This is a genomic window from Arthrobacter sp. JUb115 (assembly GCF_004365035.1).
Classification (GTDB): Bacteria; Actinomycetota; Actinomycetes; order Actinomycetales; family Micrococcaceae; genus Glutamicibacter.
Map to the genome: position 1 here is coordinate 250,921 of NZ_SOBS01000006.1, position 26,285 is coordinate 277,205.

A 26,285-nucleotide genomic window follows, 5' to 3' on the forward strand; every position below is an offset into this window, starting at 1 on the left:
GGAAAGACCTTGCGTGCACTTGTGGATCACGAAAGAGTGATCGCTTCGACCCATCCGATAGCATCCAGTGGAATCAGCAGTTGCGTTGAGGCCTGCTGGGCTCTGGCGAATTCATCGCGAGGATGCACCAGAATAATCAAAAAATCCTTGGCTACCTGAGTCAGAGTTCCTTCAGCCATGGAGCTGCCCGCACGGCCAAAAACATGGCATCGTGCGCGGTCCCGGAGCAATCCCCGCAGAACCGAGGAAAACTTCACCGAGCGGCCCGGCGCCCGCCGTTCCACCGCAGGTGCGCGCCTCGGCGGAAGGGCAAAGGATTCAATCGCTCCACTGCGGATCACCCATTGGGCCTGCTCTGTTTCCAGGCAGATGTAATCGGTCGCGCAAGGGCCGAGCTTCGCGCGGAGTTCGCTTCCCCCGGCCAGCCGGAGGCTCAATTCGTGTCCGTAGAACCGCATCAGAGTAGGCAGCAGTTCGGCAGTTGCCCGTTCAACCCTGATGTTTTCGGCAATTTCTTCACGCAGCTGCGCCCGGCTCTGTTCTGCTAGCTGAGCCTCCAAGTCGTCGAAGAGTGAATCCCACCGCATGCGCCCACTGTACGAGAATAAACATTTTTGCGTAACCCTATTCACAAAACGATCTCTAAGTGTCACTATGAACATCAAACAACATCAAATGACATCAAAATTCATTCAAGGAAGTGATTCGGGTGTCTCGCCAACGGCAAATATTCGTGCTGCTGCTCTTTTCGGCAGCGTCATTGGTCATTATCTATGTGGGAATCCAGTGGATATCTGATTACTTCCGGCCCCCAGTCGATGGGCTCGCCACAGCGGACCACATAAGGCTTCTCGTCAGCCTTTCGTTCCTGGCGTTACTTACGCTGTACTTGCTGCGCGTGGCCTTGGCCCAGATGATCCGCTGGGCGTTCACCCACCGCAAGCCGAAGCTAGCGCGGTTCTTCGAACGAATCGCCCCCGCACTGAGCAGAAGAATTCTAGGCTCAATGCTTGGAACCTCGATTGCCCTCTCTTCAGTCGCTGCAGCCTACGCGGGTGAACCACTGGCAGTTTCCCTGGCACAGGTCCCGGCGGAAAACGCCAGCCAAGAACTAGCCAGCTATGCAGGCCCGCAGCAAAACTCCGTACCGAGCCCGCAATGGTTCCCCGAATCCATGAGCGTTCCCCTGAGCCCACTGGTATCCCCCGGGGCCAGGAATCCAGGCCAACGTTCGGTGCAACGCACAGAAGTTGTCGTCGCTGAAGGGCAGAATCTGTGGACCATAGCGGCAGAACATCTAGGTGCCCAGGCCACCGTGGAAGAAATTTCTGCCTATTGGCCAAAGATCTATCAACGCAACAAGAAGTCCATCGGCACCGACCCGGACCTGCTGCGAGTTGGAACGGTACTTGAACTACCGCCAGCCGGCTAAGCGCATTCAAGAACTTCCCCACGCCCAACTAGGAGTCATCATGAGCACCATCGCCATCAGCCCCCGTAGCGCCAACACCGGCTACTATCAACCGGACATCTACGCAGCCAACCTCCCAGACCCGAACCCGGCTGGCGCCACCTCGGCCGCCGAGCCTTGCCAGGCTCCGGCTCACCTGCGTCGGGCAATGGACAATATCTTCCATCGCTCTGCTGTCTACCGCAGCGAGCACCGGGCCATCGTTGAGATTTCGCATGCAGTAGCCCGCGCGGTCTTCGAAATCGTGGCTGGGTACCGCACCGTGAATCAGCTGGCATTCGTGATGGAGCCCTCTTGCATTGCCAAGCTCCGGCGCCGGGCCCTCCTGGAGACCCAGTGCTACACGCTCGAGCCGCTGCCGGGCACGGCACACGGGCAGATCATCTCATTGCACCTGGACCGGTGCATATCAGGTTCTTGGGAATGCACCGTCATCTTGGGCTTTAAATACCGCGTCCGTGCCGTGGCTCTGAAAATTGAGCCCTGGCACGGACGGTGGCAGGTGACCGATGTGGAGCTAATCTAGCTGCGCTTGGCCTTCTTGTTCTTCTTCTTGCTCGACGTTGCCTGGGCGCGAGTGGTGCTGGCTTCGCCATCTTCATCCGGGCCGGTGAACTGCAGGTTCTTCGGCTTCGCCGATTCGTCAACCACTGGCGCGGCAGCTGCTTCAGCTCCGGTGGGGATCTCCAAGTTGAAGAGGGTTCCGATGCTTTCCTCGCGGATGCCTTCCATCATGGTCTGGAACATGGTGTAGCCTTCACGCTGATATTCCACCAGCGGGTCGCGCTGGGCCATGGCACGCAGTCCGATTCCTTCCTTGAGGTAATCCATCTCGTACAGGTGCTCCTGCCACTTGCGACCGATGGTCGAGAGCACTACACGGCGCTCCAGATCGCGCATGGTGGAAGAACCAACAAGCTTTTCCCGCTCTTCGTACTGGTACTGGGCATCCGAGAGGATTTCGCGTTCCAGGAACTGCGCGGAGAGGTGCCCCACTCCGCCGGCCTCTTCGAGAACTTCATCGATGGTGATGCCGATCGGGTACAGCTGCTTGAGGTTGGTCCACAACGACTTGAGCTCCCAATCGTCCGGGTCGCCGACCTGGGTCGCTTCCAGGACCATTGCCTTGACGACATCTTCCAGGAAGTGGCCGACCTTTTCTTCGAGGTCGTCGCCTTCCAGGATGGAACGGCGGTCAGCGTAGATCGCTTCACGCTGGCGGTTCATCACGTCATCGTATTTCAGCACATTCTTGCGCTGCTCGGCGTTGACGCCTTCCACCTGTGCCTGGGCGGACTCAATGGCGCGCGAAACCATCTTGGATTCCAGCGCCACGTCATCTGGCATCGACGGGTTGTTCATGATGCGCTCGGCCATCCCGGAGTTGAACCGGCGCATCAGGTCATCGGTCATCGACAGGTAGAAACGCGATTCGCCCGGGTCGCCCTGGCGGCCGGAGCGACCACGCAGCTGGTTATCGATGCGGCGTGATTCGTGCCGTTCGGTGCCCAGCACGTACAGGCCGCCGAGCGCCGCAACTTCCTTCGATTCGTTGGCGACGGTTTCCTTCGCCTTGTCAAAGACTTCGTCCCAGACCGTGTTGTACTCTTCCGGGTTGTTCTCCGCATCCAGGCCACGGCGCTCCATCTCGGCCACGGCCAGGAACTCAGCGTTGCCGCCGAGCATGATGTCGGTACCGCGGCCGGCCATGTTGGTAGAAACGGTCACCGCGTTCTTGCGGCCGGCCATCGCGACCACGGCAGCTTCGCGAGCGTGCTGCTTGGCGTTGAGCACCTCGTGGCGGATGCCCTTCTTGGAGAGCAGCCGGGAGAGGTATTCGCTCTTTTCCACGCTGGTGGTGCCCACCAGGATCGGCTGTCCCGTCGCATGGCGCTCGGCAATGTCCTCAACCACAGCATTGAACTTGGCGACTTCATTCTTGTAGATGTAGTCCGACTGGTCCATGCGGATTGCTGGCTTATTGGTGGGAATCTCCACCACGCCCAGCTTGTAGGTACCCATGAATTCCGCGGCCTCGGTCTGCGCCGTACCGGTCATGCCCGAGATCTTGGCGTACATGCGGAAGTAGTTCTGCAAGGTCACGGTGGCCAGAGTCTGGTTCTCGGCCTTGATCTCAACGTTTTCCTTGGCCTCGATGGCCTGGTGCATGCCCTCGGAGTAGCGGCGGCCAGCCAGTGCACGGCCGGTATGCTCGTCAACGATCATGACTTCGCCGTTGACAACGACGTAGTCCTTGTCCTTCTTGAACAGTTCCTTGGCCTTAATGGCGCTGTTCAGGAAGCCGATCAGCGGGGTGTTGTTCGCTTCGTAGAGGTTATCGATGCCCAGGTAGTCCTCGACCTTTTCGATGCCCGACTCCAGCACGCCGATGGTGCGCTTCTTTTCGTCGACCTCGTAATCGTCTTCACGCTTCAGTCGCGAGACGATCTTGGAGAATTCGGTGTACCAGCGGTTCACATCTCCCGAAGCCTGTCCGGAAATGATCAGCGGGGTACGCGCCTCATCGATCAGGATCGAGTCGACCTCATCGACGATGACGAAGTTGTGTCCGCGCTGGACCAGCTCGTCCTTGCTCCACGCCATGTTGTCGCGCAGGTAGTCGAATCCGAACTCGTTGTTCGTGCCGTAGGTGATATCGGCTTCATACTGCTTGCGCCGCTCGGCAGGCTTCTGGCTGGAGAGAATGCAGCCGCAGGTCAGACCGAGGAAGCGGAAGACGCGACCCATCAGATCCGACTGGTACTGGGCGAGGAAGTCGTTGGTTGTCACCACGTGCACGCCGTCACCGGTCAACGCGTTCAGGTAAGCCGGTGCGGTAGCGACCAGGGTCTTGCCTTCACCGGTACGCATTTCAGCGATGTTTCCCAGATGCAGGGCAGCACCGCCCATGAGCTGGACATCGAAGTGGCGCATGCCAAGGACCCGGTCCGAGGCTTCGCGGACCACCGCAAAAGCTTCTGGGAGCAAGTCATCCAACGTCTCACCGTTAGCCAAACGTTCGCGGAACTTGTCGGTTTCACCCTTGAGCTCTTCGTCCGAAAGTTCGCGAATTTCGACTTCCAACGTATTGATCGTGTCGGCGTACTTACGAAGAGTCTTCAGAATCTTCTTGTCGCCGGTACGCAAAATACGTTCTAGCAATGATGCCACGTGGTAGCTCCCAATATCTCAAGCACAGTAATTTCTGGCGTCTTCAGTCTACGTGAGGAAAACAGCACATCTGGCTATTTCAATCCCATTTGCGCTGTTCTTATAGCGAACAGCGATTTGATCAACAGGCCCTTCACAGCCCGATTTCCACTCGTTCAAGTTCCAGCCAGCGCGCCATGCGATCCAGCTCGGCTCGCAATCCAGCCTCGACACTGGCGTCGACACCCTGCTCGTAATGCACCTGCTTTGCGTGCAGCACCGACCTGGCCCGGTCAGCTTTCAGATCCACTCGGCCCACGAACTCTTCGCCGAAAAGCATCGGGAAAACGTAGTAGCCGTAGCGGCGCTGATTTTCCGGCACGTAGATTTCGATGCGGTATTCGAACCCGAAGAACTTCTCCAGCCGGCGGCGATTGAAAACCATCGAATCAAAAGGTGACAGCAAACGCAGGTCAGGATCGATCCTGCGCGGAATCTCGGTGCCGGCCTGCAAATAGCAAGGCTCGGCAATGCCGGCAACCTGTACTTCTTCGATGAGACCAGCACGTGCCTGCTGGGCGAGCTCTTCTTTCGCCGCGCGCACCGGAAGACGGAAATACTCTGCGACGCAGTGAGCGGTGGCGATGCCAAGGGCATCCATGGCCCGGACAACCAGCCGGGCGAGGGCCTCGTGCCGCTGCGCCGCATCGAGTTCCTGTTGCGTGCCCACCACATCCGCGGCTAGTGCGTAACGGCGTTCAAACTGGGAGTTGCGTCCCAGCGTCAAGATCCTGGCTTGGGCGAAAAGGGACTCGGTGACGAACTTGGTGTCATTCCAATTCCACCCCCAATGCTTTTTCTCCCCGACCGGGGCGACGTCCAAAGCCTGGCTGATTTGCCGGGCGCTGGAGCCTGGATTATTGGACAGGTATTCAAGGACGCGATCCGAGAGGTCATGCTGTTCGGCGGAGAACCCATCTGATTTATCGATCCAGGTTCGGCGCTGCCATACCCGCAGGTCTTGAATGAGTTCGGAGCTGACCACCGAGGCCTCATGGGCCCAATATTCGGTGATAGGGCTGAGCGGTTTGGCCAGAAGCTGGTCCAGCACCTTGGTGTCATAGGCGCCGAGCCGGGCGAACATCGGCATGTAATGGGCCCTGCGAACGACGTTCACCGAGTCAATCTGCAATTGCGCGATACTGCCGATAGCGCTGACGATTCTCCGCGCGGTGACGGGTTGTTCTTTCCTGCCCTTGGACAGGCCTTGGGCGGCCAACGCGATTCTTCGTGCCTGCTTGAGGCTGAGAATGCGTTGGCCGCCCACGCTAGTTGTGGTTCCGATGACTAGCCTTCTGTTGCCAAGGCTTTGTCACGGTAGCCGCGAGTTTCCCTGGTGGCTTCTTCATTGGAGTTCAGTGATGGATCCAAGGAGATGACACCGTACTGGTACTGGGTGCGGCCATAGACCACGGCGTGCTCGCCGGTGGCTTCATCGATGAAAAGGTAGAACGGATGGCCGACCAGTTCCATGCGGTCCACTGCGTCATCAACGCTCATCACTTCTGCAGGGAAGGACTTGCGGCGGATGACCACTGGCGAGTACTCGGCGTTGGCCTCGACTTCGGCAGCTTCCGCGGCTTTCTGGGCTTCGATGGTTTCTTCAACCAACGACTTGCCGCTCGATGCGGTAGGCAGGCCGCCAGTTGCCTGGTGGACAGCCAGCGGGGTGTGGTTGCCGCGATGCACCTTGCGCTTGTCGCGGGCCTTGCGCAGGCGTTCAAGCAGTTTTGCGAACGCGATGTCGAAAGCCGCGAACTTGTCAGCGCCGCGAGCCTCGGCTCGAATTGCTGGGCCACGGCCAACAACGGTCAATTCAACGGACAGTGCAGTGCTCTGATCACGAGCGTGTGCTTCTTTGAGGACCTTGACGTCGATGCGCTGTATTTTGGTGGCCAGCTGGTCAACCTTGGTGATTTTCTCGTCAACATACTCACGGAAACGATCCGAAATGGTGATGTTGCGTCCGCTGTAGTTCAGCTCCATGGTGTCCTCCAATAGGGAGTCGGGTGACACAACAGTCCGAAAGTTCCATCCTTTCGGACTGAAGATGGGCTTTTAGCTGCATCTGTGATGCATCCCATACTTCACCTTATGCCACCGTGGCCAAGATTCAAGTATCCGGGCTCACAATTTCCGATCGCGGTAAGCGTAATTACTGTTCAGGTGCATTATTTGGCGGTCTCGTCAAAGCCAGTACCACCGCGCTGGTGACGTCATATCCTGCCTCATGGCAGGCCATGGCCGCGTGCCGCAACGTCGAACCGGTGGTTAGGACGTCGTCGACCAGGATGACCGGCTGGCCATTAGCGCTGGCACGCTCGGCAACGAAATGGGTTCGGCCGCCGCGCCGGTCTGAACCGCTCTTGGTTTTTTGCGCCCCGCCCAAGGCGGAACCGAGGCGGTAGTGCAGCAGCGTGCGGCACTCTAGATCTGCCGACAGCAGCCCGCGAGCGAAGCCGTGGTCGAGCATCGTCTTCACCGGAGAGTAGCCACGCTGCGCTGTTGCCTTGAGCGAACTGGGCACCGGCACCACCAGGGTAGGAAGATTCGCGCGCTGCGGGATGCATCCGGCGTTCAGCGCGGCAGCAAGATAAGGGGCGAAGAGCGAGACGAGGAAGTAGCGCTGCTTGTTCTTGAATGCCAGCAAAGCCCGAGCCAGCTCCTTGCCGTAAGCGCCGCAGGAACTAACGGCAAGCTGCTGGCCGAGCGCGGGAAGCTCGACATAGAGATGATGCGTGTCCGGCAGGGGCGGCAGGCTCAGTTGGCGTTGGATTTCACTGCGGCATTCGGGGCAAAGCCGAAAATCTGCCCGGGCGCAGACCGCGCAACAGGCCGGAAGCAGGAAGTTCGCGATTTCCCTGGTGCCGAATCCCAGCCAGCGCATGGGCCTGCTGCGGGACAGCTCATCGAAGTACCGCAGCCACTCTTCGGGAATTTCCATACGGCCAGACTGGCCGATGAACCGCGTCGATCGGTCTGGTCGCCAACGAGCTGTGGAGCAAGGTCCTGCTTAGCCGGGATAGGCGACGTCCTGGGCAAAATCCTCAAGCTCGTGCCAGGAATTGCCCACGCGGGTATACAGCTTCTCGTTGGTCTCGGCATACACTTCGCGGCGGCTGCCGACACCGGTAGCGATGCCGACCATGCCCAACAGCAGCTGCAGGTGCTCGCTGCCGCCTTCGAAGGTGATCTGGGCCGCTTCAACAGCTTGGTCATCACCGAGCTCGGCAACAATAATGGATCTGTCCGAATCCCATAGCGCGGTATTCACCGGAACTTCTGGATAGATCTTCATTGGCGAATCCGTGAGTCCGCGGGGCACACCTTCAGCATCGCGGATCACGCCGGCGACGTAAACCGACGTGGTCTTGCCGATGGTTGCCACGATCAGCGCCCGCGCGCCGTCGCGGGAAATCCGCAAGGAATCGATCTGGGCATCTTCCAGCCAGGCCACATCGATTGGACGGGCTTCACCCTTCATTTCGGTGTCGGCAGGGACCGCCCTGATCGGGGTAGCTGCCCCGTTATCCGCGGTCCAGGTCCAGCCGGCCAGATCCATGGACGGCTGGATGAGCTCCTCGCCCTCCAGCGAAAGGCGCAGGCTGCCCTTGTCGTCAATCCCCCACAGCTGGGTGCGGCGGCCGTTGAGGAAGGCATAGCGATTGCCGACCGGAGACATGGCCGGGTCCCGTGGGTTGTATCCGGAAATATCCGGGACGCCGCCCACCGGAATGACCGAGAGTCCCTTGACGTAGACCAAGTACTGGTCCGAAATGCCGATCAGCGTATCCTGCGTGCTGGGGTTGGACGTAGCCGGCTCGAAGTTAGTGTCTTCGGTCGAAAGGTTGACTTCGTTTTCCTCCCGCAGCAGCTTTACCGAGTCCACCGGAGCTAGGCTGGTCAGCGTGGCTTCCATCTGCTGCTTCATCAGCAAGATGCTCCGGTCGGTAGCATCTGCGAAGGTATTGGAGTTCAAATCGATGGTCGCTTCGCCATCGCGCACCGGCACCGCTGAACGCACCAGTCCGCTGGCCGTCGAGAAAGCGGAGACGACAGCATTTTGCAGGTACGGGGCTGGTCCTGCCAACAAGGCTTCCACCATCGACGTGGTGGTGCCCGAACCCGAGGTGAACCACCGTATGTCGGGAACCAAATAGGCGAAGCTCGCATCGTAGAAGTACAGGGTCTGCGCGGCAAAGATCTTGGTGAACGTCGAGGCTTCGAGCATCGTGCCGTCCGGGGCTTTGGTAATGCGCCATTCGTCGTCTACCTTGGCGACTTCGATATCCACTGCACGGGTCGAGTGATCCGGGTAGTCGGTGCGCACGCCATGCGCGTCGACTTCACCGGTGATTTCGAGCTGGATGGTGTACTTGTTCGCATCGGCCCCGTTGACCACATTGAAGGCATCGTAGATCAGCGTCTGCGTATCACCGCGCCAGGTGTTGCTCAGCTGCGCGTCCATGAATTCGCGGGAGACAGCATAATCTTCGGATACCGAACGCCCAGCCTCGACGAACCCCTCGACGATGGCCCTGGCATCAGCACCTGCTGCCGGTCCATCGGCCGCATAGCTGTAGCTTTCAGCCCCGCTAGTGTCGGTTCCGGCTTCAATCTGCTGGACGGTGGAAGTTCTAGGAATCGAGGCGCAGCCAGAGATCGCAAGCGCAGCAGCAAGGATGATCGCGAGGCTGGAAAAGAATTTCTTCCGCATCAGCTCTCCCCTTCCTTCTTCTGCTCGTTGCTGCCGAGGTTCGGATTGGTGACATCGTCATCTGGCGAATCCGCATCCAAATCCGGATCAAGAACCAGCGGCGTGTATCCGATCTTTGGCACTTCACCGGTCAGCGGGAAGCTGTCTCCCAAAATCACCGTAGCCAGGCTTTCAGGAACTGGCGGTTCCAGTGGAAGCGGCGACGAAGCGATCTCCAGGTCCTCGCTGCGTGGCAAGGTCAGGCGGAAGACCGAGCCGACCCCCGGCTTGCCCCACGCTTCCAATCGGCCATCGTGCAACCTGGTGTCCTCCATCGAGATCGACAAGCCCAGGCCGGAACCTCCGGTGGTCCGTGCACGGGCCGGATCAGCGCGCCAGAATCGGTCGAAGACGTGGTTGCACGCCTCTTCGGACATGCCGATGCCGTAGTCGCGCACGGTGATCGCCACCGCGCTCTGGTTGGCGCCGATGGTGATATCGATTGGCTTGCTTTCACCGTGCTCCACCGCGTTGAGCACCAGATTGCGGATCACACGCTCGACGCGGCGCGGATCCACTTCTGCGACGCAACCGTCGCTGGGCGCGTTCAGGCGGATGAGCGAACCGTATTCATCAGCCACCGGGGTGGCGGTATCGATAACCTTGCGGGCTATGACGTTCAAGTCCGTTGACTCACGGTCAAGCACCGCGACGCCGGCATCGAAGCGGGACACTTCCAGCAGGTCATTGAGCAGGTGCTGGAAACGCTCGATCTGGTTGTACATCAGTTCGGCGGACCGCGCGGTAAGCGGATCGAAGTCCTCGCGGGCATCGTGGATCACTTCGGCAGCCATGCGCACGGTGGTCAGCGGGGTGCGCAATTCGTGCGAGACATCGGAAACGAAGCGTTGCTGCATGGCCGAGAGATTATTCAATGCGGTGATCTGCTCTTGCAATGAATGGGCCATGTGGTTGAAGGCCGTCCCCAATCGGGCCACCTCGTCCTTGCCGGCGACCTTCATTCGGCGGTCGAGGTCACCGGAAGCAATCCTCTCCGAAACATACGCGGCATCGGCCACCGGGCGGACCACGGTACGGGCGACCGACCACGCAACGAAGCCAACCACTGCCAGCAGAATCAGCCCGGTGAAAGCCATCGCACGATTGATGAATTCGAGGGTATCCTGCACGCTGGACAGGTCGTAGACCAGATACAGTCCGTACTCGCGTCCAGGCGGAATCAGTACCTTGGTGCCGACAATGAGACCGGGCTTGGTTGCGGTATCGGCACCCAGCTCGATGGAACGCCAATAGATGCCTTGCTCCCCTGCAACCCGCTCCGCGAGATCGCCAGGGATCACGCGGGTGGTCAGGGAACCGGAAGCCATTGGCCCAACATAAAGGCTTTGGTCACCGGCAATGGGCATCAGCACGAAATCGCGGACTACGGTTGCGCCATCGCCTTCCAGGGAAGCCAAGGTCGAATTCACCAGGGCCTGGGTGGAGGCGCGATCGGTGGTGGAAGCCGATTCGAGAATGGAGCGGGCCTGGACCAGGCCGCGTTCCGATTCCTTGGATATCTGGTTCACGCGCTCTTCGAAAAGCGTGGAGGCGATCTGGTTGGAAAGGAAGGCGCCGGCGGCAACCAAAGCCAGCGCAGTGAAAAGCAGCGTCGAAATGACGGTGCGGAACAGCAGGTGGCGTTGCCAACGCAGCTTGGCGGTGTGCCAGGGACGCTTGATCCACTGCTCGATTTTGCTCCACCGGGCGGGTTTGGACTGCGACTGGGCATGCACATCGACCGGAACCAACTCTGCACCGGTCGACGTGTGCGAACTCAACTTGCCGAACCAGCCTTGTATCCGACACCGCGAACGGTCTCGATAATCTGCGGCTTCTCCGGGTCAATTTCAATCTTCGAGCGCAGGCGCTGCACGTGCACGTTGACCAAGCGGGTATCTGCAGCGTGCCGGTAGCCCCAGACGGCTTCCAGCAGCTGCTCGCGGCTGAAGACCTGCCATGGCTTGCGGGCCATGGTGACCAGGAGGTCGAATTCCAGCGGGGTCAGCGACACGACATCGGTTCCGCGGGTCACTCGGTGCCCGGCCACGTCGATGGTCACTTCGCCAACTTGCAAAGTCTCCGCGGCGTGGGTTTCGCTTGGACGCAAACGGGCTCGCACGCGGGCCACCAGCTCGGCTGGCTTGAAAGGCTTGGGCACGTAGTCATCGGCACCGGATTCCAGCCCGCGGACAACGTCGGCAGTGTCCGACTTGGCGGTGAGCATCACGACGGGAACGTCGGATTCCGCGCGGATCTGCTTGCATACCTCGATGCCGTCAATGCCAGGCAGCATCAGGTCAAGGAGCACCAGGTCGGGGTTCGCTTCACGGAATGCTTCCAGAGCACCGGAACCGTCGTAGCAGAATGAGGCATCGAAGCCGTCATTTTGCAGGACAATGCCAATCATTTCCGACAACGCTTCGTCATCGTCAACGACTAAAATCCGTGCCTTCATCCCATGTCCCCCTGAAACCGTAGGTTTGAGGTTTCAGCCAACTGGCCAAACCGGGTAGATCCGCTACCCCACTATTCCTAAGATACATGATCAACCGCCCTTTTCGGGCTGTGACCGGCAGGAATCAGGCAGTTAGCTACGCATCGACGCGTGTCTGCTCCAACGCTTGGGCATAACTGGCCAGCCGTCGCAGGTTCTCGATGGCCTGCGCCGAGCTGCTGCGCGAGAAGTCTCCACGCGGCATCAGGGTTAGTGCACCTAGCTGCCCCAAGCCCAAGCCCAGCTGACGCCAAGGACGAAGAATGGAGTTCACCCCTTCTACAACACCTGGTGCCCGGGTTCCGGGGGCGAGCACCTGCAAGAAGACGCGGCCCCCGCCTTCGACAAGTCCCGCTACCCGCTCCCACTTGCGGTGCGTCAAGCCTCCAGGGTCGATGACCAGCGCGCCGGCACCGGCTTGGTGCAGCAGATCCACCCGTTCAATCCAGTGTTCATCCTGGGTAGGCAGATTCAGCAGCGAGGTGACCCGTTGGCCTTCGGCCTCGCCAGCGAGCACCTTGAAGAACTGCGCATAGGCGCTTCGCACTTCGGCGCGTGGGATCGAGCGCAGGGTCCGGTATCCGCTGGCGGTACTGATTGTGCCGTCGAGCGCGTCGCCCAGCAGCGGCTCATCAATCTGGATAGTGAAGTCCGCCAGCGAGGTAATGCGGGCCAGTCGGTCCAGATGCTCGCGTGCTCCGTGGGCGTAGGACTCGATGATGTCGCGGCGCGCCCCATGATCGCTGATCACCCGCTCCCCGTTCGACAGGTACAGGCTGGCGGCCAAGGTCCACGGACCGAGCAAGGTGAGCTTGAGGCGCTGGGCAGGTTTCGCTTCCGCGCCGAGTACATCAGCTAGCAGATTCTCGTCACTGCGCAGGATGCTGCGGGCACGACGGGCATCGATACCGTCCTTGGCACCGATCCTCCAGCCGTGCGGCTGCAGATCGAAGCCGAGGTCTGCCAGCAAGGTGGCGCTGCGCCCTACCGCATCGGCGCCGACGCCACGATCCGGCAGCTGCGGGAAGACCGCGAGGTTGGGTTCTCCCAATTCCCCGCGCACCACTTCGTGGATGGCCGACGGGTCGCTGCCCGGGAACTGGCAGAAAGCGGTGGCGTGAACATCGCGGCGTTCAGCGGCCTCGTGTTCCTGCTCAGTCATTGTTGTGCGAGTCAGAAATGTTCTGGTGGTGGCGGATGACTTCAGAGATCACGAAATTCAGGAATTTTTCGGCGAATTCTGGATCAAGATGCGCTTCGTGGGCCAGGGCGCGCAGGCGCTCGATCTGCGCCTTCTCGCGGCTAGGGTCGCTCGGCGGCAACTGGTGCTCGGCCTTCAGGACCCCTACGCGCTGGGTCGCCTTGAAGCGTTCAGCCAACAGGAAAACCAGCTGCGCATCGAAGTTGTCGATGCTGCCGCGGATGGCGTACAGCTCTTCGAGGACTTCATTCTGGACCTCGCCCTGCAACGAGCTGGCGTGCGGGTCGAATGACTGGGTGGTCTCAGTGTTCTTCGGCTCGTTCATGATCACCAGTTTACGGGTTCGCATGACGGATTACCCACAAGGTGACATGCCCCGGACACGGTGCCTGACCGTGCCCGGGGCATGCCCGTTGTTCCTTGATTGCCAGCTGCTCAGGAGGCGTTCAGCTGTTCAATCAGTTTGCGTCGCTGCGCCTGTTCGCGCGGGTCCGGAACCGGAAGCGAGGCGATCAGGCGCTGGGTGTATTCATGCTGCGGGTTGGCCAGAACCTTGGAGCCCAAGCCTTCTTCCAGCAAGGTGCCCCGGAACAGGACGCCCACCCAGGTAGCCAGCTGGTCCACCACTGCCAGATCATGCGAGACGAACAGGGCTGCGAAGCCCAGTTCGGTCTGCAATTCGCGGAACAGCTCCAGCACCTTGGCCTGCACCGAAACGTCCAGTGCGCTGGTTGGCTCATCGGCAATCAGCAGCTTCGGCTCCAAGGCCAGTGCGCGGGCCAGCGACGCGCGCTGGCGCTGGCCGCCGGAGAGTTCGTGCGGGTAGCGGTTGGCAAAACCGGCTGGAAGCTGCACGGCCTCAAGCAGTTCGGCCACCTTGTTGCGGGTCTGCAGCGGGTTCAGATCACGGTGCACGGCCAGTGGCTCGGCCACGCATTCGCCTACGGTCAAGTGCGGATTGAAGCTTGCCGCTGGATCCTGGAACACGAAGCCGATCTGCTCACGCAGCGGCTTGAAGGTGCGTTCCTTGAAGTGGGCCATCTCGTAGCCCAGCACCTTCAGCGAGCCACCGGTGATGCGGTTCAATCCCGCGATGCTGCGTCCGATGGTGGTTTTCCCCGAACCGGACTCGCCCACCAGTCCGTAGACCTCGCCGGCGTGGATCTTCAGATCCACCTCATCGACCGCGGTGAAGCCCGGGGCCCCGAGGCGTCCCGGGAAATGCACCTTCAGGCCCTTGGCTTCCACCAGCAATTCAGCATCCTGGTTCGGACGTTCGACTAGTCCCTCCGAGGCGCTTTCGCGCCCCAGGTGCGGCACGGCAGCCAGCAGGGACTTGGTGTAGTCCTCTTGCGGTGCTTCGAAGAGCTGGATCGATGGTGCTTGCTCAACGATCTGCCCCTGGTTCATCACGATCACGCGGTCGGCGATATCGGCCACCACCCCCATATTGTGGGTGATGATGACGATGGCGGTACCCAGCTGATCACGCAGGTCGCGCAGCAGCTGGAGAATTTCAGCCTGCACCGTGACATCCAATGCGGTGGTTGGCTCATCTGCCACAATCAGTTCCGGCTTCAGGGCCAGCGCCGCGGCGATGACCACGCGCTGCTTCTGGCCACCGGAGAACTGGTGCGGGTAGTAGTCCACGCGCTGCTCTGGATCCGGGATGCCGACCTGGCGCATTGCCTCGATGGCGCGCGTCCTGGCCTCCTTCTTGGAAATCCTGTTGTGCGCGCGGATGCCCTCCATGATCTGCCACCCCACGGTGTACACCGGGTTCAGTGCCGTGGATGGTTCCTGGAAGACCATGGCCACATCCCGGCCGCGAGCCGCGCGCAGCTCGCGGCCGCGCAGGGTGAGCATGTTCTTGCCTTTGAGGTAGACCCCGCCGTGCGAGGCACCGTTCTCGGCCAGGATGCCCAGAGCAGTGCGTGCCGTGACGGACTTGCCGGATCCGGATTCGCCCACGATGGCCAGGATCTCGCCGGCCCTGACTTGCAAATCAACGCCGCGCACTGCCGGCACTGCGCCGGCGTCCGTGACGAAATCAATGTTCAGGTCTTCGATGCGCAAGACAGCGGGTGTGCCGACGTTGGCCTCGGAGTCGAGGAGAGGACTGTTGGTCATTTGTTTGCTCCTACCTGTCCGGACTGGGTGATGCGCTTGGCCTTCTTGCGGCTGAAGCGGCGCAGGCGCGGGTCATTGAGGTCATTCATGGACTCGCCAACCAGGGTCAAGCCCATCACGGTGAGCACGATGGCCAAGCCCGGGAACAGGCCGGTCCACCAGATTCCGCTAGTGGCATCTGACATCGCTCGGTTCAGGTCGTAGCCCCATTCCGAAGCACTGGTCGGTTCGATGCCGAAGCCCAGGAAGCCCAGGCCCGCCAGGGTCAGCAATGCCTCGGTGGCATTCAGCGTGAAGATCAGCGGCAAGGTGCGGGTGGCGTTGCGCAGCAGGTGCGCGAACATCACTCGCCATGGGCTGGCGCCGATCACCTGTGCGGATTCTACGAAGGGTTCCGCCTTCAGCCGCATCACTTCGGCGCGGACCACGCGGAAGTACTGCGGGATGAATACCACGGTGATGGAGATGGCCGCTGCCATCACGCCGCCGAAGAGCGAAGACTGGCCCTGGGAAATCACGATGGACATCACGATGGCCAGCAGCAGGGATGGGAACGCGTAGATCGCATCGGCCAACACCACGGCGATGCGGTCGAACCAGCCGCCGAGGTAGCCGGAGATCAAGCCCAGCAATACGCCCAGGAACAGGGACATGACCACGGCCGCCAGGATCACCCAGATGGCCGTCTGCGCACCGAAGAGGGTCCGCGAGAACACGTCATAGCCGGTGGCGGTGGTGCCCCAGATGAATTTGCTGTCCGGAGCCGCCTGGCGCGGGAAGTCCCCGGATGCATCCGAGGACTGCGCGAAATCGAAAGGCGCAATCAGCGGCGCGAACAGGGCGGTAACGATGAACAGGCCGGAGAGCGCCAGACCGGCAACCAGCATGCCCCGCTGCAGGCCCGAGGACATGCGCAGGTGGGAGATGACCGGGAGCCGGTCCAGCCAGGACTTGTTCGAAGCCGGCAAGGTAGCTGTACTCATGATTAGTACCTGACTCTCGGGTCGATCAAGGCGGCCAGCACGTCAACGATGAAGTTGGTGACGGCGACGATAATGGCCAGCAGCACCACGATGCCCTGCACAGCCACGAAGTCGCGGGCGGTGAGGTATTCGGCGAGCTTGAAGCCCAATCCCGACCATTCGAAGGTGGTCTCGGTCAGCACTGCTCCACCGAGCAGCATGGCAATCTGCAGGCCCATGACAGTGATAATCGGAATCAGCGCCGGACGGTAGGCGTGCTTGGTGGTGAGGCGGAATTCGCTGACACCGCGCGAACGGCCGGCTTCCACGTATTCGCGGCCCAGCGTGCCAATTGCGTTGGTGCGCACCAGGCGCAGGAACACGCCGCCGGTGAGCAGGCCCAGTGCCAGGGCTGGCAGGATCGCATGCTCGGTGACATTCCAGAAGGCAGCGCTATTGCCGCTGCGCAGCGCATCGAGCCAGTAGATGCCCGATGGGCTCTGCAGGCCGGTCAGTTCAAGCTCGGTCTGCCAGTCGGCACGGCCGCTGATCGGCAGCCAGCCTAGCCATACGCCGAAGACCAGCTTGAGCAGCAAGCCGGCGAAGAACACCGGGGTGGCGTAGGAGAGGATTGCAAGGATGCGCAACACGGCATCCGGGTAGCGGTCGCGGAACTTCGCGGCAACCAGGCCCAGCGGGATGCCGACCAGCAGTGCGACGAGGACCGCGTTGATGGCCAGTTCCAAAGTTGCTGCGCCGTAGGTGGCCAGCACCTCGGTGACCGCCCGGTTATCGCTCATGGTGCGGCCCAGGTCGCCGGTGAAGATCTGGCCCAGGTACTCGAAGTACTGGATCAGGATCGGCCGGTCGTATCCGGCTTCATGGATGCGCTGGGCCAGCTGGTCCGGGGTGAGCCGTCCGCCCAAGGCTGCGGTGATCGGGTCTCCGGTCACGCGCATCAGGAAGAACACCACTGTGATGAGGATGAAGACAGTGGGAATGATCAGCAAGAATCGGGTAATCAAGTAACGGAGGAATCCTCCGCCTTTTTGCTTTGCTGGTTTGGGTGTTGCTAGCGGGCTTGCTTCTTGGCCCGGTGGCGACGTGATAGTCATCGTCTGTCCTTATGGTTCAGGATGCGTGGCAATGCGCCGCCTTGAGCGGTCAATGACGGCGCATGCCAAGGGGATCCACCGCGCGCGCCAAGGGTTGGCGCGTGGCAGATCCCCTCAGGTTTGGTGTCTGCGAGGCGAGAGCCGAATTACTTGCTCAGCACACCGAGACGGAACTTGAACGATGCGTCCAAGGTCTTGTCAACGTCCTTGACGTCCTTGCCTGCAATGGCCACCTGGGCACCCTGCAGCAGTGGAAGCGTGGACAAGTCCTCAGCCACCATCGTCTGCAGTTCTTCGATGGCCTTGGTGCGCTCCGCAGCGTCGACCATTCCTCGCTGATCGGAGATCAGCTTGTCAACCTCGGGGTTGTCGTAGTTGTTCGAAAGGAAGTTCTCCTTGGCAAAGAACGGCGACAGGTAGTTGTCGGCATCCGAGTAGTCCGGGAACCAGCCCAGCTGGTAGGCCGGGTAATCCGTGACGCGCTGCTTCTGGTAGGTCACCCATTCGGTGGACTTCAAATCCACTTCGAACAGGCCATCGGCCTCCAGCTGCTTTTCAACCAGTGCGTATTCGTCACCGGAGTTCGGGCCATAGTGATCCGGGTTGTACTGCAGCGCGAGCTTGACCGGGGTCTTCACTCCGGCATCTTCCAGAACCTTCTTGGCCTTGGCTGCATCCGGCTTGCCGTCGGTGCCGTACATGTCCTTCAGCGGCTCGGTGGCGCCGGTGAAGCCTTGCGGCACGTACGAGTAAGCCGGGGTGTAGGTGTCCTTATAGACGTTCTTCGCGATGGCTTCGCGGTCCACAAGGTGCGCCGCTGCCTGGCGTACGGCCAGTGACTTCGCTTCATCAGCATCATCGGTCTTGGCACCGTATGGCATGGAATCGAAGTTGAAGACGATGTAGCGCAGCTCGCCACCCGGTCCCTTGTGGACCGCCAGATTCTCATCCTTGCCCAAGTCTTCGATGTCGGTTGGGGTCAGCGAACGCCATGCGACGTCGATCTTGCCTTCTTGGACTTCGAGCTTCAGGTTATTGGCGTCCGCGTAGTACTTGATCGCTGCCTTGTCGTTGGCTGCAGGGCCCAGAACGCCCTGGTAGGACTCGTTAGCGCTGAAGGAGATCAGGTTGTTCTTGTTGTACGAATCAATAACGTATTGGCCTCCGAAGGCCTTGGCCTCAACGATCTTCTGGTCGTCCATGACTGCGTCTGCGGGGAAGACTTCGTCATCGACGATCGGGCCGACCGGGGAAGTCAGCACCTGCGGGAAGGTCTGGTCATTGCCGACCTTCAGCTTGAAGACTACGGTAGTGGCGTCAGGCGCCTCGATGGACTCAACGTTGCCCAGCAGCGAGGATGGGCCGTTAGGGTCCGCGATCTTCAGCTGGCGGTCGAAGGTGAACTTGACGTCCTTGGAATCAAGGTCGTGGTCATTGGCCCACTTCAAGCCCGGCTTCAGCTTGACCGTGTATTCAGTCGGGGTGGTGAACTCTGCGGACTCGGCAAGGCTCATCGATGGGTCCGGGCTGCCCGGCTCGGAGTTGAGCAGGAATGGGTAGATCTGGTTCATGACCATGAACGAACCGTTGTCGTAAGATCCAGCAGGGTCCAGGGAGGTCACTTTGTCGGTGGTGCCCAGGGTGATTGGAGCGCTGGCATCGCCGCTGCCGCCCTCTTCATTGCCACTGTCTGCAGCTTGGGTGCAGCCGGTCAGAGCCAGGGCAGAGATACCCACAACGGCTGCTGCGAGTCGCAGCCCGTTCTTCTTGCGAGTCATGAGTCATCCTTCGTCTAGGTACATGCATGGGCTGTGATGATTAACACATGCTTCACATAGCCTAAGTGATGCAGGGCACAAAATACGAATGGAACCGGCGGAAATTGGCAAAAACGTGGTCTCGACGCCCACTTTTTGTGCTTCAGCCCATAGCCTTTCTAACTCAATGGTGAGATGGGTTGGGATTCCTTCCGGCTCGTTGGCCAGGTGGCATAAGCTAGATGTCAATGATGACTCGTAGAGACGCGGCAATCGCGTTGGATATCCCAGTAGAAATGGCCAAGCGCCACGGCATTCCTTCCAAAATGAGCGAAGCAGAATTCCGTGAGCTGAACACCAATCCACCAGCTTGGTTGGAGCAGTCGCGCGCCAACCGCACCGGCAAACGCCCCGTGTGGATTCATCTGGTCTGCGAAGTCTGCGGCTTCAGCGAATACGAACGCCCCAAGAAGTGGTGGCCTGCCTTCGATTTCGTTCACTGCCACACCCACTCCCCGGCGCAGCTTCCAAAGCTGGAAAAGGGCAAGACCCGGGTGGAGTACCAAGATATTTCCGCTCATATGTTCGGCATTGTCGATGAAGGCTAAAAGCTGAATACAACACAATGGCGAAGGGTGCCGGACCGATATTGGTCCGGCACCCTTCGCTGTCGCGCAAGCTCGTGCTCTTCACTCGGTTCATCCCCCTGGGCGTCCTTTCCGCCACGGGAATGCATGCAGCGGGCAACCGGACAGAGTCCAGCATCATCCAGTGCAGGTTCCATGCACCGGCCGTCGGCTGGATCTTGCGAAGGCCTTGAGTACTGCTGCCCGAGCCCCTCGGGCATCTAGCTCGTGGAGGCCTTCCGGATTGGTACGAATTGGTTCTGCCGACTGGAATGATCCGTTGTTCTGGACGATGCGCCCCTATCCGCCCAGCTACCGCTGGTGAGCATTCTCGAGAACATCGCAGCGAGCGCATTGGAAGCCAGGGCATCCGGTGGCGCAACAGGGTCGGCAGCCCAATTCAATAGCGAAACCTAGAGGGTCGAACCAATGCAGTGAGCCAGCAAGCCCCAAGCGGCCCTTGAAGACAGGCCGAATCCCACACACCACCGGTAATCGCCGGCAATGCCGGGCGAATACGTGCCGGACGCCCACGGCCGAAGCGGATGGCCGCCGAGCTCCGTTGCAACCAGCCGTTCGTCTAACTTGAATCACGACGCGAAGAAACCCTTGGTCCAGTTCATTATCTTGAACTGGACCAAGGGTTTCTTTGGATGGCTAATTAATTGACCATGCTGGAGTCCCATTCGCTGGAACGAGCAGAATCGATGGTCGCTTGGCCCAGCACGCGGCTGTCCTGGTAGACGACCATGGTCTGGCCCGGCGCGACTCCACGCATGCCTTCGGGAAGGTTGACAACCAACTCGTCGCGGCCTTCTTCCGAGCGCTCCATGTGGGCTACCGCGGCGACCGGATCGCCGTGCGCGCGCACCTGCACCATGCAGTCGAACTTGTCTCCGCTGAAAACTTCAGCGATCGGCAGGCCAGCCCAGGAAATGCGGATGCCGCGCAGCTGGTCCACAGCCAGCAGGGCCTCTGGACCGACGATGACCTTGTTGTCCTTCGGACGGATTTCCAAGACGAAGCGCGGTTTGCCGTCGGCGGCCGGACGACCCAGTCGAAGACCCTTGCGCTGGCCAACCGTGAAGGCTTGGGCGCCTTCGTGCTCACCGAGCTGGTTGCCCTCGTGGTCAACGATCTCGCCTGGTTTCATCTCGATGCGTTCAGCCAGCCAACCGCGGGTATCGCCATCGGGAATGAAGCAGATGTCATAGCTATCTGGCTTGTTCGCCACGGTCAGTCCGCGCGCTGCGGCTTCGGCGCGAACTTCCGCCTTGGAGGGAGTCTCGGCTAGCGGGAACATGCAGTGTTCCAGCTGTTCGTGGGTCAGCACGCCCAAAACGTAGGACTGGTCCTTGGCCCAGTCTGCGGCTCGGTGCAGCTCCGGGTTGCCCTCGGAATCGCGCAGCACCTTGGCGTAGTGCCCGGTGCATACCGCGTCGAAGCCCAGGGCCAATGCCTTTTCCAGCAAGGCAGCGAACTTGATCTTCTCATTGCATCGCATGCAGGGATTCGGGGTGCGGCCAGCTTCGTATTCATCCACGAAGTCCTGCACCACGTCTTCTGCGAAGCGGTCCGAGAAGTCCCAGACGTAGTATGGGATGCCCAGCTTGTCGCAGGCACGCCATGCATCATTGGAGTCTTCCAAGGTGCAGCAACCGCGCGAACCGGTGCGAAGGGTCCCCGGCATGCGAGACAGGGCCAGGTGCACGCCGACCACATCATGGCCGGCTTCAACTGCGCGGGCCGCGGCTACCGCCGAGTCCACGCCTCCGGACATCGCTGCTAGTACTTTCATCGTGTAAAACCTGTTCCTGCCGTGTGGATGCTGCTTTCATCGGCTGCCATGCCAGCCTTCTTTGCCTGAGCATACGCTTGGGGCAAAGCCTCTAATAATGCGTCAACGTCGGCGCGTGTGGATGTATGCCCCAATGTGAAGCGTTGCACACTGCGCGAGGTGCGCGCATCGCGTCCCATAGCCAGCAAAACATGCGAAGGCTGCGGAACACCAGCGGTGCACGCCGAACCGGTGGATGATGCGATGCCAACCATGTCCAAGCCGAATAGCAAGGAGTCCCCCTCGCATTCCGGGAAGGTGAAGTGCAGATTGCCCGGGAGGCGCTGGCCCTCATTGCCCTGATCCCGTGGTCCGTTCAGCACCGCTTCCGGAATCAAGCCGGTGATCTTCTCAATCGCATATTCACGCAGTTCGCTCAGCCGCGCAGCTTCCTGCCGCAATCCAGAACGCACCGCGGTAGCCGCGGCGGCAAAGCCGGCCGCGTGGGCAGCATTCAAAGTCCCCGATCGCAGCTTGCGTTCGTGTCCACCGCCGTGCTGGACCGGGGTGAGCACAATATCGCGGCGAACCAGTAGCCCGCCGATGCCTACCGGGCCACCGATCTTATGCGCGCTAATCGCCATGGTGGCCAGATTCGAGGAGCCGAAGTCGACCGCGAGCGCACCAAAGGCCTGCACCGCATCCGAATGCACCGGGACCCCGTACTTGCCAGCTAGGGCAGCAAATTCACGGATCGGCTGAACGGTGCCGACTTCATTGTTGGCCCACATCAAGGTGGCCAAAGCGATCTGCTCGTGCTGCTCTTCAAATAGCTTTTCGGCCGCCTGCAGATCAACGACACCGTCTTCATCCACGGCGAGCCACAGCAAGGTGGCATTCTCATGGTCCTGCAGCCAGGTAGCCGTATCCAGGACCGCGTGGTGCTCAATGCCGGTGAGCACGATGGCACGCGCCTGCTCATTGGCCGCCACGCGGTTCCAGAACAGTCCCTTCAGCGCCAAGTTATCCGATTCAGTCCCACCAGATGTGAAGATCAATTCGCTGGAGTGCGCCCCGGCGGCCATGGCGATAGCTTGGCGGGCATCATCCACCGCACGGTTGGCGCGACGTCCGGCCCCATGCAAAGAAGACGGGTTTCCGGTGCGGGAATACTGTTCGGTGATGGCAGCCAGAGCTGCTGGATTCAGATCGGTGGTTGCCGCGTGATCCAGGTATACGGCGGAAGTTTTCATAACACTTCAATGGTACGGGGTGGGGCGCCCTAGTTTGAATGGCCGATCCGTGTGAATTGGCCAACCTCAATGGCCTCCAGCGCCGGATTGTTCAAGACCGCCTCAATCAATGAAGCAGGACCACCCAGGATGGTGCAATCATCAAACGGTTCTGTCGACAGCATCCAGGAATGGTCCGCCGCAAACGCCAGCGCCGGGCGCTGGCGTTGGGCGCCGTCGGCAGTTCTGGCCCATTCGGGCTGCGCCAGGAACTCCGCGTCCGCTTCGAACAGGTGGTAGTTCCGGTATCCGCCACCCAGGTCGAACGGTTCTGCCTGGATGATCTCGGGACCAAAGGCAGGTTTCTGCGCCTCGGCGAGCGCCAACTCGTACACCCGCTGGTTCTCGTCATCGCTCAATGCAGGATCCGGCTCGCGCTCAATCTGTATGCGTTCCCCGCCCGCGATAAATGCGTAACCGGCCCACAAGCCCACCACGAACTTCTGGTCTTTGGCAGAAACCCGGACCATTTCGGCGGCTAGTGCTTGCCATTGCGATTCCGGGAGCTGGTCCAGCGGCAGGTCGGTATCTACCCAGGCGTCTTCGGTCGCAGGATTGCCTTGCGCGTCCAGTCCGGCCACGGTTTCAAAAAGATCCGCGGCGGTGATGATGTGCTTGCGGCTCTGTGCCACCGTCTCCCAGCGCACCAACTGGTCATCTTCATCCAGTGCTGGGTGAAGGATGCGGACGTAGCGTTCGTAGCCATGCGGGATCTGGGCTACTACCGTGCTGGGGTCGGCTGATGCACAAGCTGCGGCGATCCATTGCCCGTGGGCTGCGGAGAGGTGTGAAAACTGCATGGTCCAAGCCTAGCGAGAGCAGCGGGCGGATTCCTCCTCCGAACCGTGGTCGGTGGTATGAATAGAGGAACAACTGATGACGTGTCGATTCCAGCTAAGGGAGCCTTCCTGCATGTTCAAGCCTGATTTCTTGGTTCCAGTCCATGATTTCTCCCAGCGCTCCCTGGATTTCTCACAGCGGATCGCGGTGATGGCAGTGATCAACCGCACTCCGGATTCTTTCTACGATGCCGGGTCGACCTTTGGCTTGGATGATGCTGTGGCCGCTGCCATGCGTGCGGTCGAGGCAGGTGCTGACTGGGTGGATATCGGCGGAGTCCCCTTCTCTCCGGGCCCGGAGCTCCCGTGGCAGGAGGAAGCAGAGCGAATTGTGCCGGTTATCCATCAAGTGCGTAGCCGCAGTTCGGTGATTATTTCTGCAGACACTTTCCATCCACAGGTGGCGCAGGCTGCCATTGATGCCGGCGCTGATGTCATCAATGACACCACAGGCTTTTCCTATCCCGGTTTGGCCCGGGTGGTAGCCAAGAACAACGTGCATGTGGTGATCACCCATTCGCTAGCCAAGCCCCGCACCGTTTACCCGCGCCCTAGCTACGACGATGTGGTGGCCGAGATCCGCCAGTATCTGCTGGAGAAAATCCAGATTGCGTTGGACGCTGGTGTTTCTCCGGCAAAGATCATTGTTGATCCAGGGCACGACCTGAACAAGAACACCCGCCACACTCTGGATTTGACCGCTGGGTTCCAGGCCTTTGCCGATTTGGGCTATCCGGCCTTGGCAGCGGTCTCGAACAAGGACTTCATCGGTGAAACCTTGAACTTGCCGAAGGCTGAGCGCATGGTTGGTTCTATGGTGGCAGCAACGATCTGTGCCATGAACGGTGCCCGCATATTGCGGATGCACAATATTCCTGAATCGGTGCAGACAGTACGCCTGCTCGAAGCAGCACAAGGGTGGCGGGAGCCTGCCTACCAGATACACAACATGGGGGATGTCAATCCTCCTGCTCACCCAGAACCCGAAGTCAGCAAGTAAGGATTTTCCCAGATGCGTGCCCTGCTTCCCCAACCAGCAGATCAGGTTGATGACCAGTTCCTGCTTGAGCGCTATTCCAGCGAGCATCGCCCATTCGTGCGTTTCAACTTCGTCAGCAGCATCGACGGAAGTGCCCAGGTTGATGGGCTCTCCAAAGCATTGGGCTCTCCTGGCGATCAGAGGGTTTTCGCACTCTTGCGCCGGCTTGCCGACGTGATCATGGTGGGTGCTGGAACGGTTCGTGCCGAGGGCTACGAAGGCCAGCTCCTGTCCGCGGAGGACATGGCGTGGCGTATCGAACATGGCCTGCCGCCACAGCCCGTGCTGGCGCTCATCTCACGAGGATTGCATCTGGAGCCAACGGCCCCGGTGTTTGCCCAATCCCCGGTTCCGGTTCTGCTTTTCACCAGCGTTCAGGTCACCGACGAACAGCGTCGGTCCTTTGGACCCAATGCCACTCTCGTGCAGGTTTCCGAAACCGAGGGCGGGTGTGATCCGACCGAAATCATCGCATATCTGCATTCCAAGGGATACGGCTTCATCCACGCTGAAGGCGGTCCTCACGTTTTTGGGCAGTTCGCCTCGGCTGGCGCGGTGGATTCGGTTTGCATCAGCTACTCTCCTGTCCTTGTGGCAGGTGATGGCATGAGAATAGCGGTTCACGATCGTCAGGGGTTCCACGCCTTCGAGCTGCATTCCTTGTTTGAAGAGGACAGCATGCTCTTCTGCGACTATCGACTTAGGAAATCAGCTGGATCCCCGCGGGAATAACAGCTAGCTCAAAGGACCCGGCCCCCATGCATTCCCCGTCAGCATAGCTGTCCCGGGATGTCTCGATGCGGGCCCGCGTGAGGTTTGCGCTGACCTTCCATGGATGCGGCGCTCCGGTGAGGATCCTTGCCAGATACGGAAGGACCCGCAGAATATTTGGTCCGCGTACGATAGCCAATTCCGCGGTACCGTCGGTGAAATCAGCATGCGGGAAGAGCTTGATGCCGCCACCAAGGGACTTGATATTCGCGACGCTGGCGGCCAGGACGCTTCCGCTGAATCGCAGCCCGTCGGCCCTCACCCCACTGGGGCATCCGCGCAGCTGGGGAAGGCACAGGATCAAACCGGCGATATACCGCAGTGCTCCCAGCTGCCGCGGCAACGCGTTGGCTTTCGCGTTGACGGTGGCTTCAAATCCCCAGGACACGGCACCCAGTGCATAGCGCGGTGTTCTGCCGGCCTGGTCAAACCGCAGCTCCAGCACGTCAATGGGCATAGTTGCTCCCGGCTGCTTGCAAAACGCAATCACCTTGGCCAAGGATTCTTCTGCATTCGCGTCCCCTGTCATGCGCCAGAAGTCGTTGCCGCTGCCTGCGGGGATGACACCGATGGGAATCGAAGTTCCCGCAACGTGCTGGATGCAGTGGTGGATCAGCCCATCACCGCCAATGATGACGATCGCCCGCGAAGCTCTGAGCTGGTCCCCCACCAGTTCCACGCTCGTCCTTGAAGTATCAACTAGCCCATGTTCCAGCCCGAGCTTGCCAAGCGCGTGGGCAAGCTGCTGGGCAAGGCGCATCCCCCGGCCTCGGCCTGAGGCGGGGTGGAAGATGATGCGGATTTCTGCGGTGCGACCAAACGAGCTCATGACCATAGAGATT

Annotated in this window: 23 protein-coding genes; 5 read left to right on the forward strand and 18 right to left on the reverse strand. The window is 60.4% G+C overall.

Annotated elements, in window-relative coordinates:
• Window positions 1-26: 26 nt before the first annotated feature.
• Complete coding sequence (locus EDF61_RS12550) at window positions 27-653, reverse strand: hypothetical protein (RefSeq protein WP_133834288.1); 627 nt, start codon at window positions 651-653, stop codon at window positions 27-29.
• A 56-nt stretch (window positions 654-709) separates the two neighbouring features.
• Here EDF61_RS12550 and EDF61_RS12555 point away from each other — a divergent pair, with 56 nt between their 5' ends.
• Window positions 710-1,432 (forward strand): hypothetical protein, encoded by a 723-nt coding sequence (locus EDF61_RS12555; protein WP_133834289.1) that lies wholly within the window; start codon window positions 710-712, stop codon window positions 1,430-1,432.
• 40 nt (window positions 1,433-1,472) lie between these two features.
• Window positions 1,473-1,997 (forward strand): Rv3235 family protein, encoded by a 525-nt coding sequence (locus EDF61_RS12560; RefSeq protein WP_105656818.1) that lies wholly within the window; start codon window positions 1,473-1,475, stop codon window positions 1,995-1,997.
• Here EDF61_RS12560 and secA read toward each other — a convergent pair.
• From secA to EDF61_RS12625, 13 genes are all read right to left on the reverse strand, one after another.
• The gene (secA, locus tag EDF61_RS12565; RefSeq protein ID WP_105661490.1) at window positions 1,994-4,642 is read right to left on the reverse strand and encodes a preprotein translocase subunit SecA; all 2,649 of its coding nucleotides are present in this window, start codon (window positions 4,640-4,642) and stop codon (window positions 1,994-1,996) included. The two genes, EDF61_RS12560 and secA, sit on opposite strands and share 4 nt — an antisense overlap.
• Before the next feature lie 133 nt (window positions 4,643-4,775).
• Window positions 4,776-5,948 carry a winged helix-turn-helix domain-containing protein gene (locus EDF61_RS12570; protein WP_166650797.1) on the reverse strand — a complete coding sequence of 391 codons (1,173 nt, stop codon included), beginning with the start codon at window positions 5,946-5,948 and terminating at the stop codon, window positions 4,776-4,778.
• A 20-nt stretch (window positions 5,949-5,968) separates the two neighbouring features.
• Entirely contained in the window at window positions 5,969-6,667 is a 699-nt protein-coding gene (gene hpf, locus EDF61_RS12575) for a ribosome hibernation-promoting factor, HPF/YfiA family (RefSeq protein WP_105656863.1), read from the reverse strand.
• 169 nt (window positions 6,668-6,836) lie between these two features.
• Window positions 6,837-7,625, reverse strand: a complete 789-nt coding sequence (locus EDF61_RS12580; RefSeq protein ID WP_105661492.1) for a ComF family protein — start codon at window positions 7,623-7,625, stop codon at window positions 6,837-6,839.
• A 69-nt stretch (window positions 7,626-7,694) separates the two neighbouring features.
• Complete coding sequence (locus EDF61_RS12585; RefSeq protein ID WP_133834291.1) at window positions 7,695-9,398, reverse strand: LpqB family beta-propeller domain-containing protein; 1,704 nt, start codon at window positions 9,396-9,398, stop codon at window positions 7,695-7,697.
• Window positions 9,398-11,218, reverse strand: coding sequence for an MtrAB system histidine kinase MtrB (gene mtrB / locus EDF61_RS12590; protein WP_105656823.1), 1,821 nt, complete (start codon window positions 11,216-11,218; stop codon window positions 9,398-9,400). The genes EDF61_RS12585 and mtrB overlap by 1 nt, the downstream gene beginning before the upstream one ends.
• Window positions 11,215-11,895: an MtrAB system response regulator MtrA gene (mtrA, locus tag EDF61_RS12595; RefSeq protein WP_105656824.1), complete on the reverse strand. Its 681-nt coding sequence runs from the start codon at window positions 11,893-11,895 to the stop codon at window positions 11,215-11,217. Before mtrA ends, mtrB begins: the two co-directional genes overlap by 4 nt.
• Before the next feature lie 136 nt (window positions 11,896-12,031).
• On the reverse strand, window positions 12,032-13,096 hold the full coding sequence (locus EDF61_RS12600) for a uroporphyrinogen decarboxylase/cobalamine-independent methonine synthase family protein (RefSeq protein WP_105656825.1): 1,065 nt from the start codon (window positions 13,094-13,096) through the stop codon (window positions 12,032-12,034).
• Window positions 13,089-13,460 carry a chorismate mutase gene (locus tag EDF61_RS12605; protein ID WP_105656864.1) on the reverse strand — a complete coding sequence of 124 codons (372 nt, stop codon included), beginning with the start codon at window positions 13,458-13,460 and terminating at the stop codon, window positions 13,089-13,091. Before EDF61_RS12605 ends, EDF61_RS12600 begins: the two co-directional genes overlap by 8 nt.
• A 110-nt stretch (window positions 13,461-13,570) precedes the next feature.
• A complete protein-coding gene (locus EDF61_RS12610) occupies window positions 13,571-15,265 on the reverse strand; it encodes a dipeptide ABC transporter ATP-binding protein (RefSeq protein WP_105656826.1) in 1,695 nt (564 codons plus the stop codon).
• The gene (locus EDF61_RS12615) at window positions 15,262-16,248 is read right to left on the reverse strand and encodes an ABC transporter permease (RefSeq protein ID WP_105656827.1); all 987 of its coding nucleotides are present in this window, start codon (window positions 16,246-16,248) and stop codon (window positions 15,262-15,264) included. Before EDF61_RS12615 ends, EDF61_RS12610 begins: the two co-directional genes overlap by 4 nt.
• A 2-nt stretch (window positions 16,249-16,250) precedes the next feature.
• Complete coding sequence (locus EDF61_RS12620; protein ID WP_105656828.1) at window positions 16,251-17,342, reverse strand: ABC transporter permease; 1,092 nt, start codon at window positions 17,340-17,342, stop codon at window positions 16,251-16,253.
• 146 nt (window positions 17,343-17,488) lie between these two features.
• Entirely contained in the window at window positions 17,489-19,120 is a 1,632-nt protein-coding gene (locus EDF61_RS12625) for an ABC transporter substrate-binding protein (protein ID WP_133834292.1), read from the reverse strand.
• Between the two features lie 227 nt (window positions 19,121-19,347).
• Between EDF61_RS12625 and EDF61_RS12630 the strand changes: the two genes are divergently transcribed.
• A complete protein-coding gene (locus EDF61_RS12630) occupies window positions 19,348-19,707 on the forward strand; it encodes a hypothetical protein (protein WP_105656830.1) in 360 nt (119 codons plus the stop codon).
• Window positions 19,708-20,386: 679 nt separating this feature from the next.
• Here EDF61_RS12630 and mnmA read toward each other — a convergent pair.
• From mnmA to EDF61_RS12645, 3 genes are read right to left on the reverse strand one after another with little or no spacing between them, the layout of a single operon-like run.
• Entirely contained in the window at window positions 20,387-21,523 is a 1,137-nt protein-coding gene (gene mnmA / locus EDF61_RS12635; protein WP_105656831.1) for a tRNA 2-thiouridine(34) synthase MnmA, read from the reverse strand.
• A complete protein-coding gene (locus EDF61_RS12640; RefSeq protein ID WP_105656832.1) occupies window positions 21,520-22,755 on the reverse strand; it encodes a cysteine desulfurase family protein in 1,236 nt (411 codons plus the stop codon). Before EDF61_RS12640 ends, mnmA begins: the two co-directional genes overlap by 4 nt.
• Window positions 22,756-22,784: 29 nt before the next feature.
• Window positions 22,785-23,594, reverse strand: coding sequence for a hypothetical protein (locus tag EDF61_RS12645; protein WP_105656833.1), 810 nt, complete (start codon window positions 23,592-23,594; stop codon window positions 22,785-22,787).
• A gap of 112 nt (window positions 23,595-23,706) precedes the next feature.
• Here EDF61_RS12645 and folP point away from each other — a divergent pair, with 112 nt between their 5' ends.
• The gene (folP, locus tag EDF61_RS12650; RefSeq protein WP_105656834.1) at window positions 23,707-24,633 is read left to right on the forward strand and encodes a dihydropteroate synthase; all 927 of its coding nucleotides are present in this window, start codon (window positions 23,707-23,709) and stop codon (window positions 24,631-24,633) included.
• Window positions 24,634-24,645: 12 nt separating this feature from the next.
• Window positions 24,646-25,404, forward strand: coding sequence for a pyrimidine reductase family protein (locus EDF61_RS12655; protein ID WP_105661497.1), 759 nt, complete (start codon window positions 24,646-24,648; stop codon window positions 25,402-25,404).
• Here the strand turns inward: EDF61_RS12655 and EDF61_RS12660 are convergent.
• A complete protein-coding gene (locus EDF61_RS12660; protein WP_166650798.1) occupies window positions 25,373-26,272 on the reverse strand; it encodes a diacylglycerol/lipid kinase family protein in 900 nt (299 codons plus the stop codon). The genes EDF61_RS12655 and EDF61_RS12660 overlap by 32 nt on opposite strands.
• Window positions 26,273-26,285: the final 13 nt, after the last annotated feature.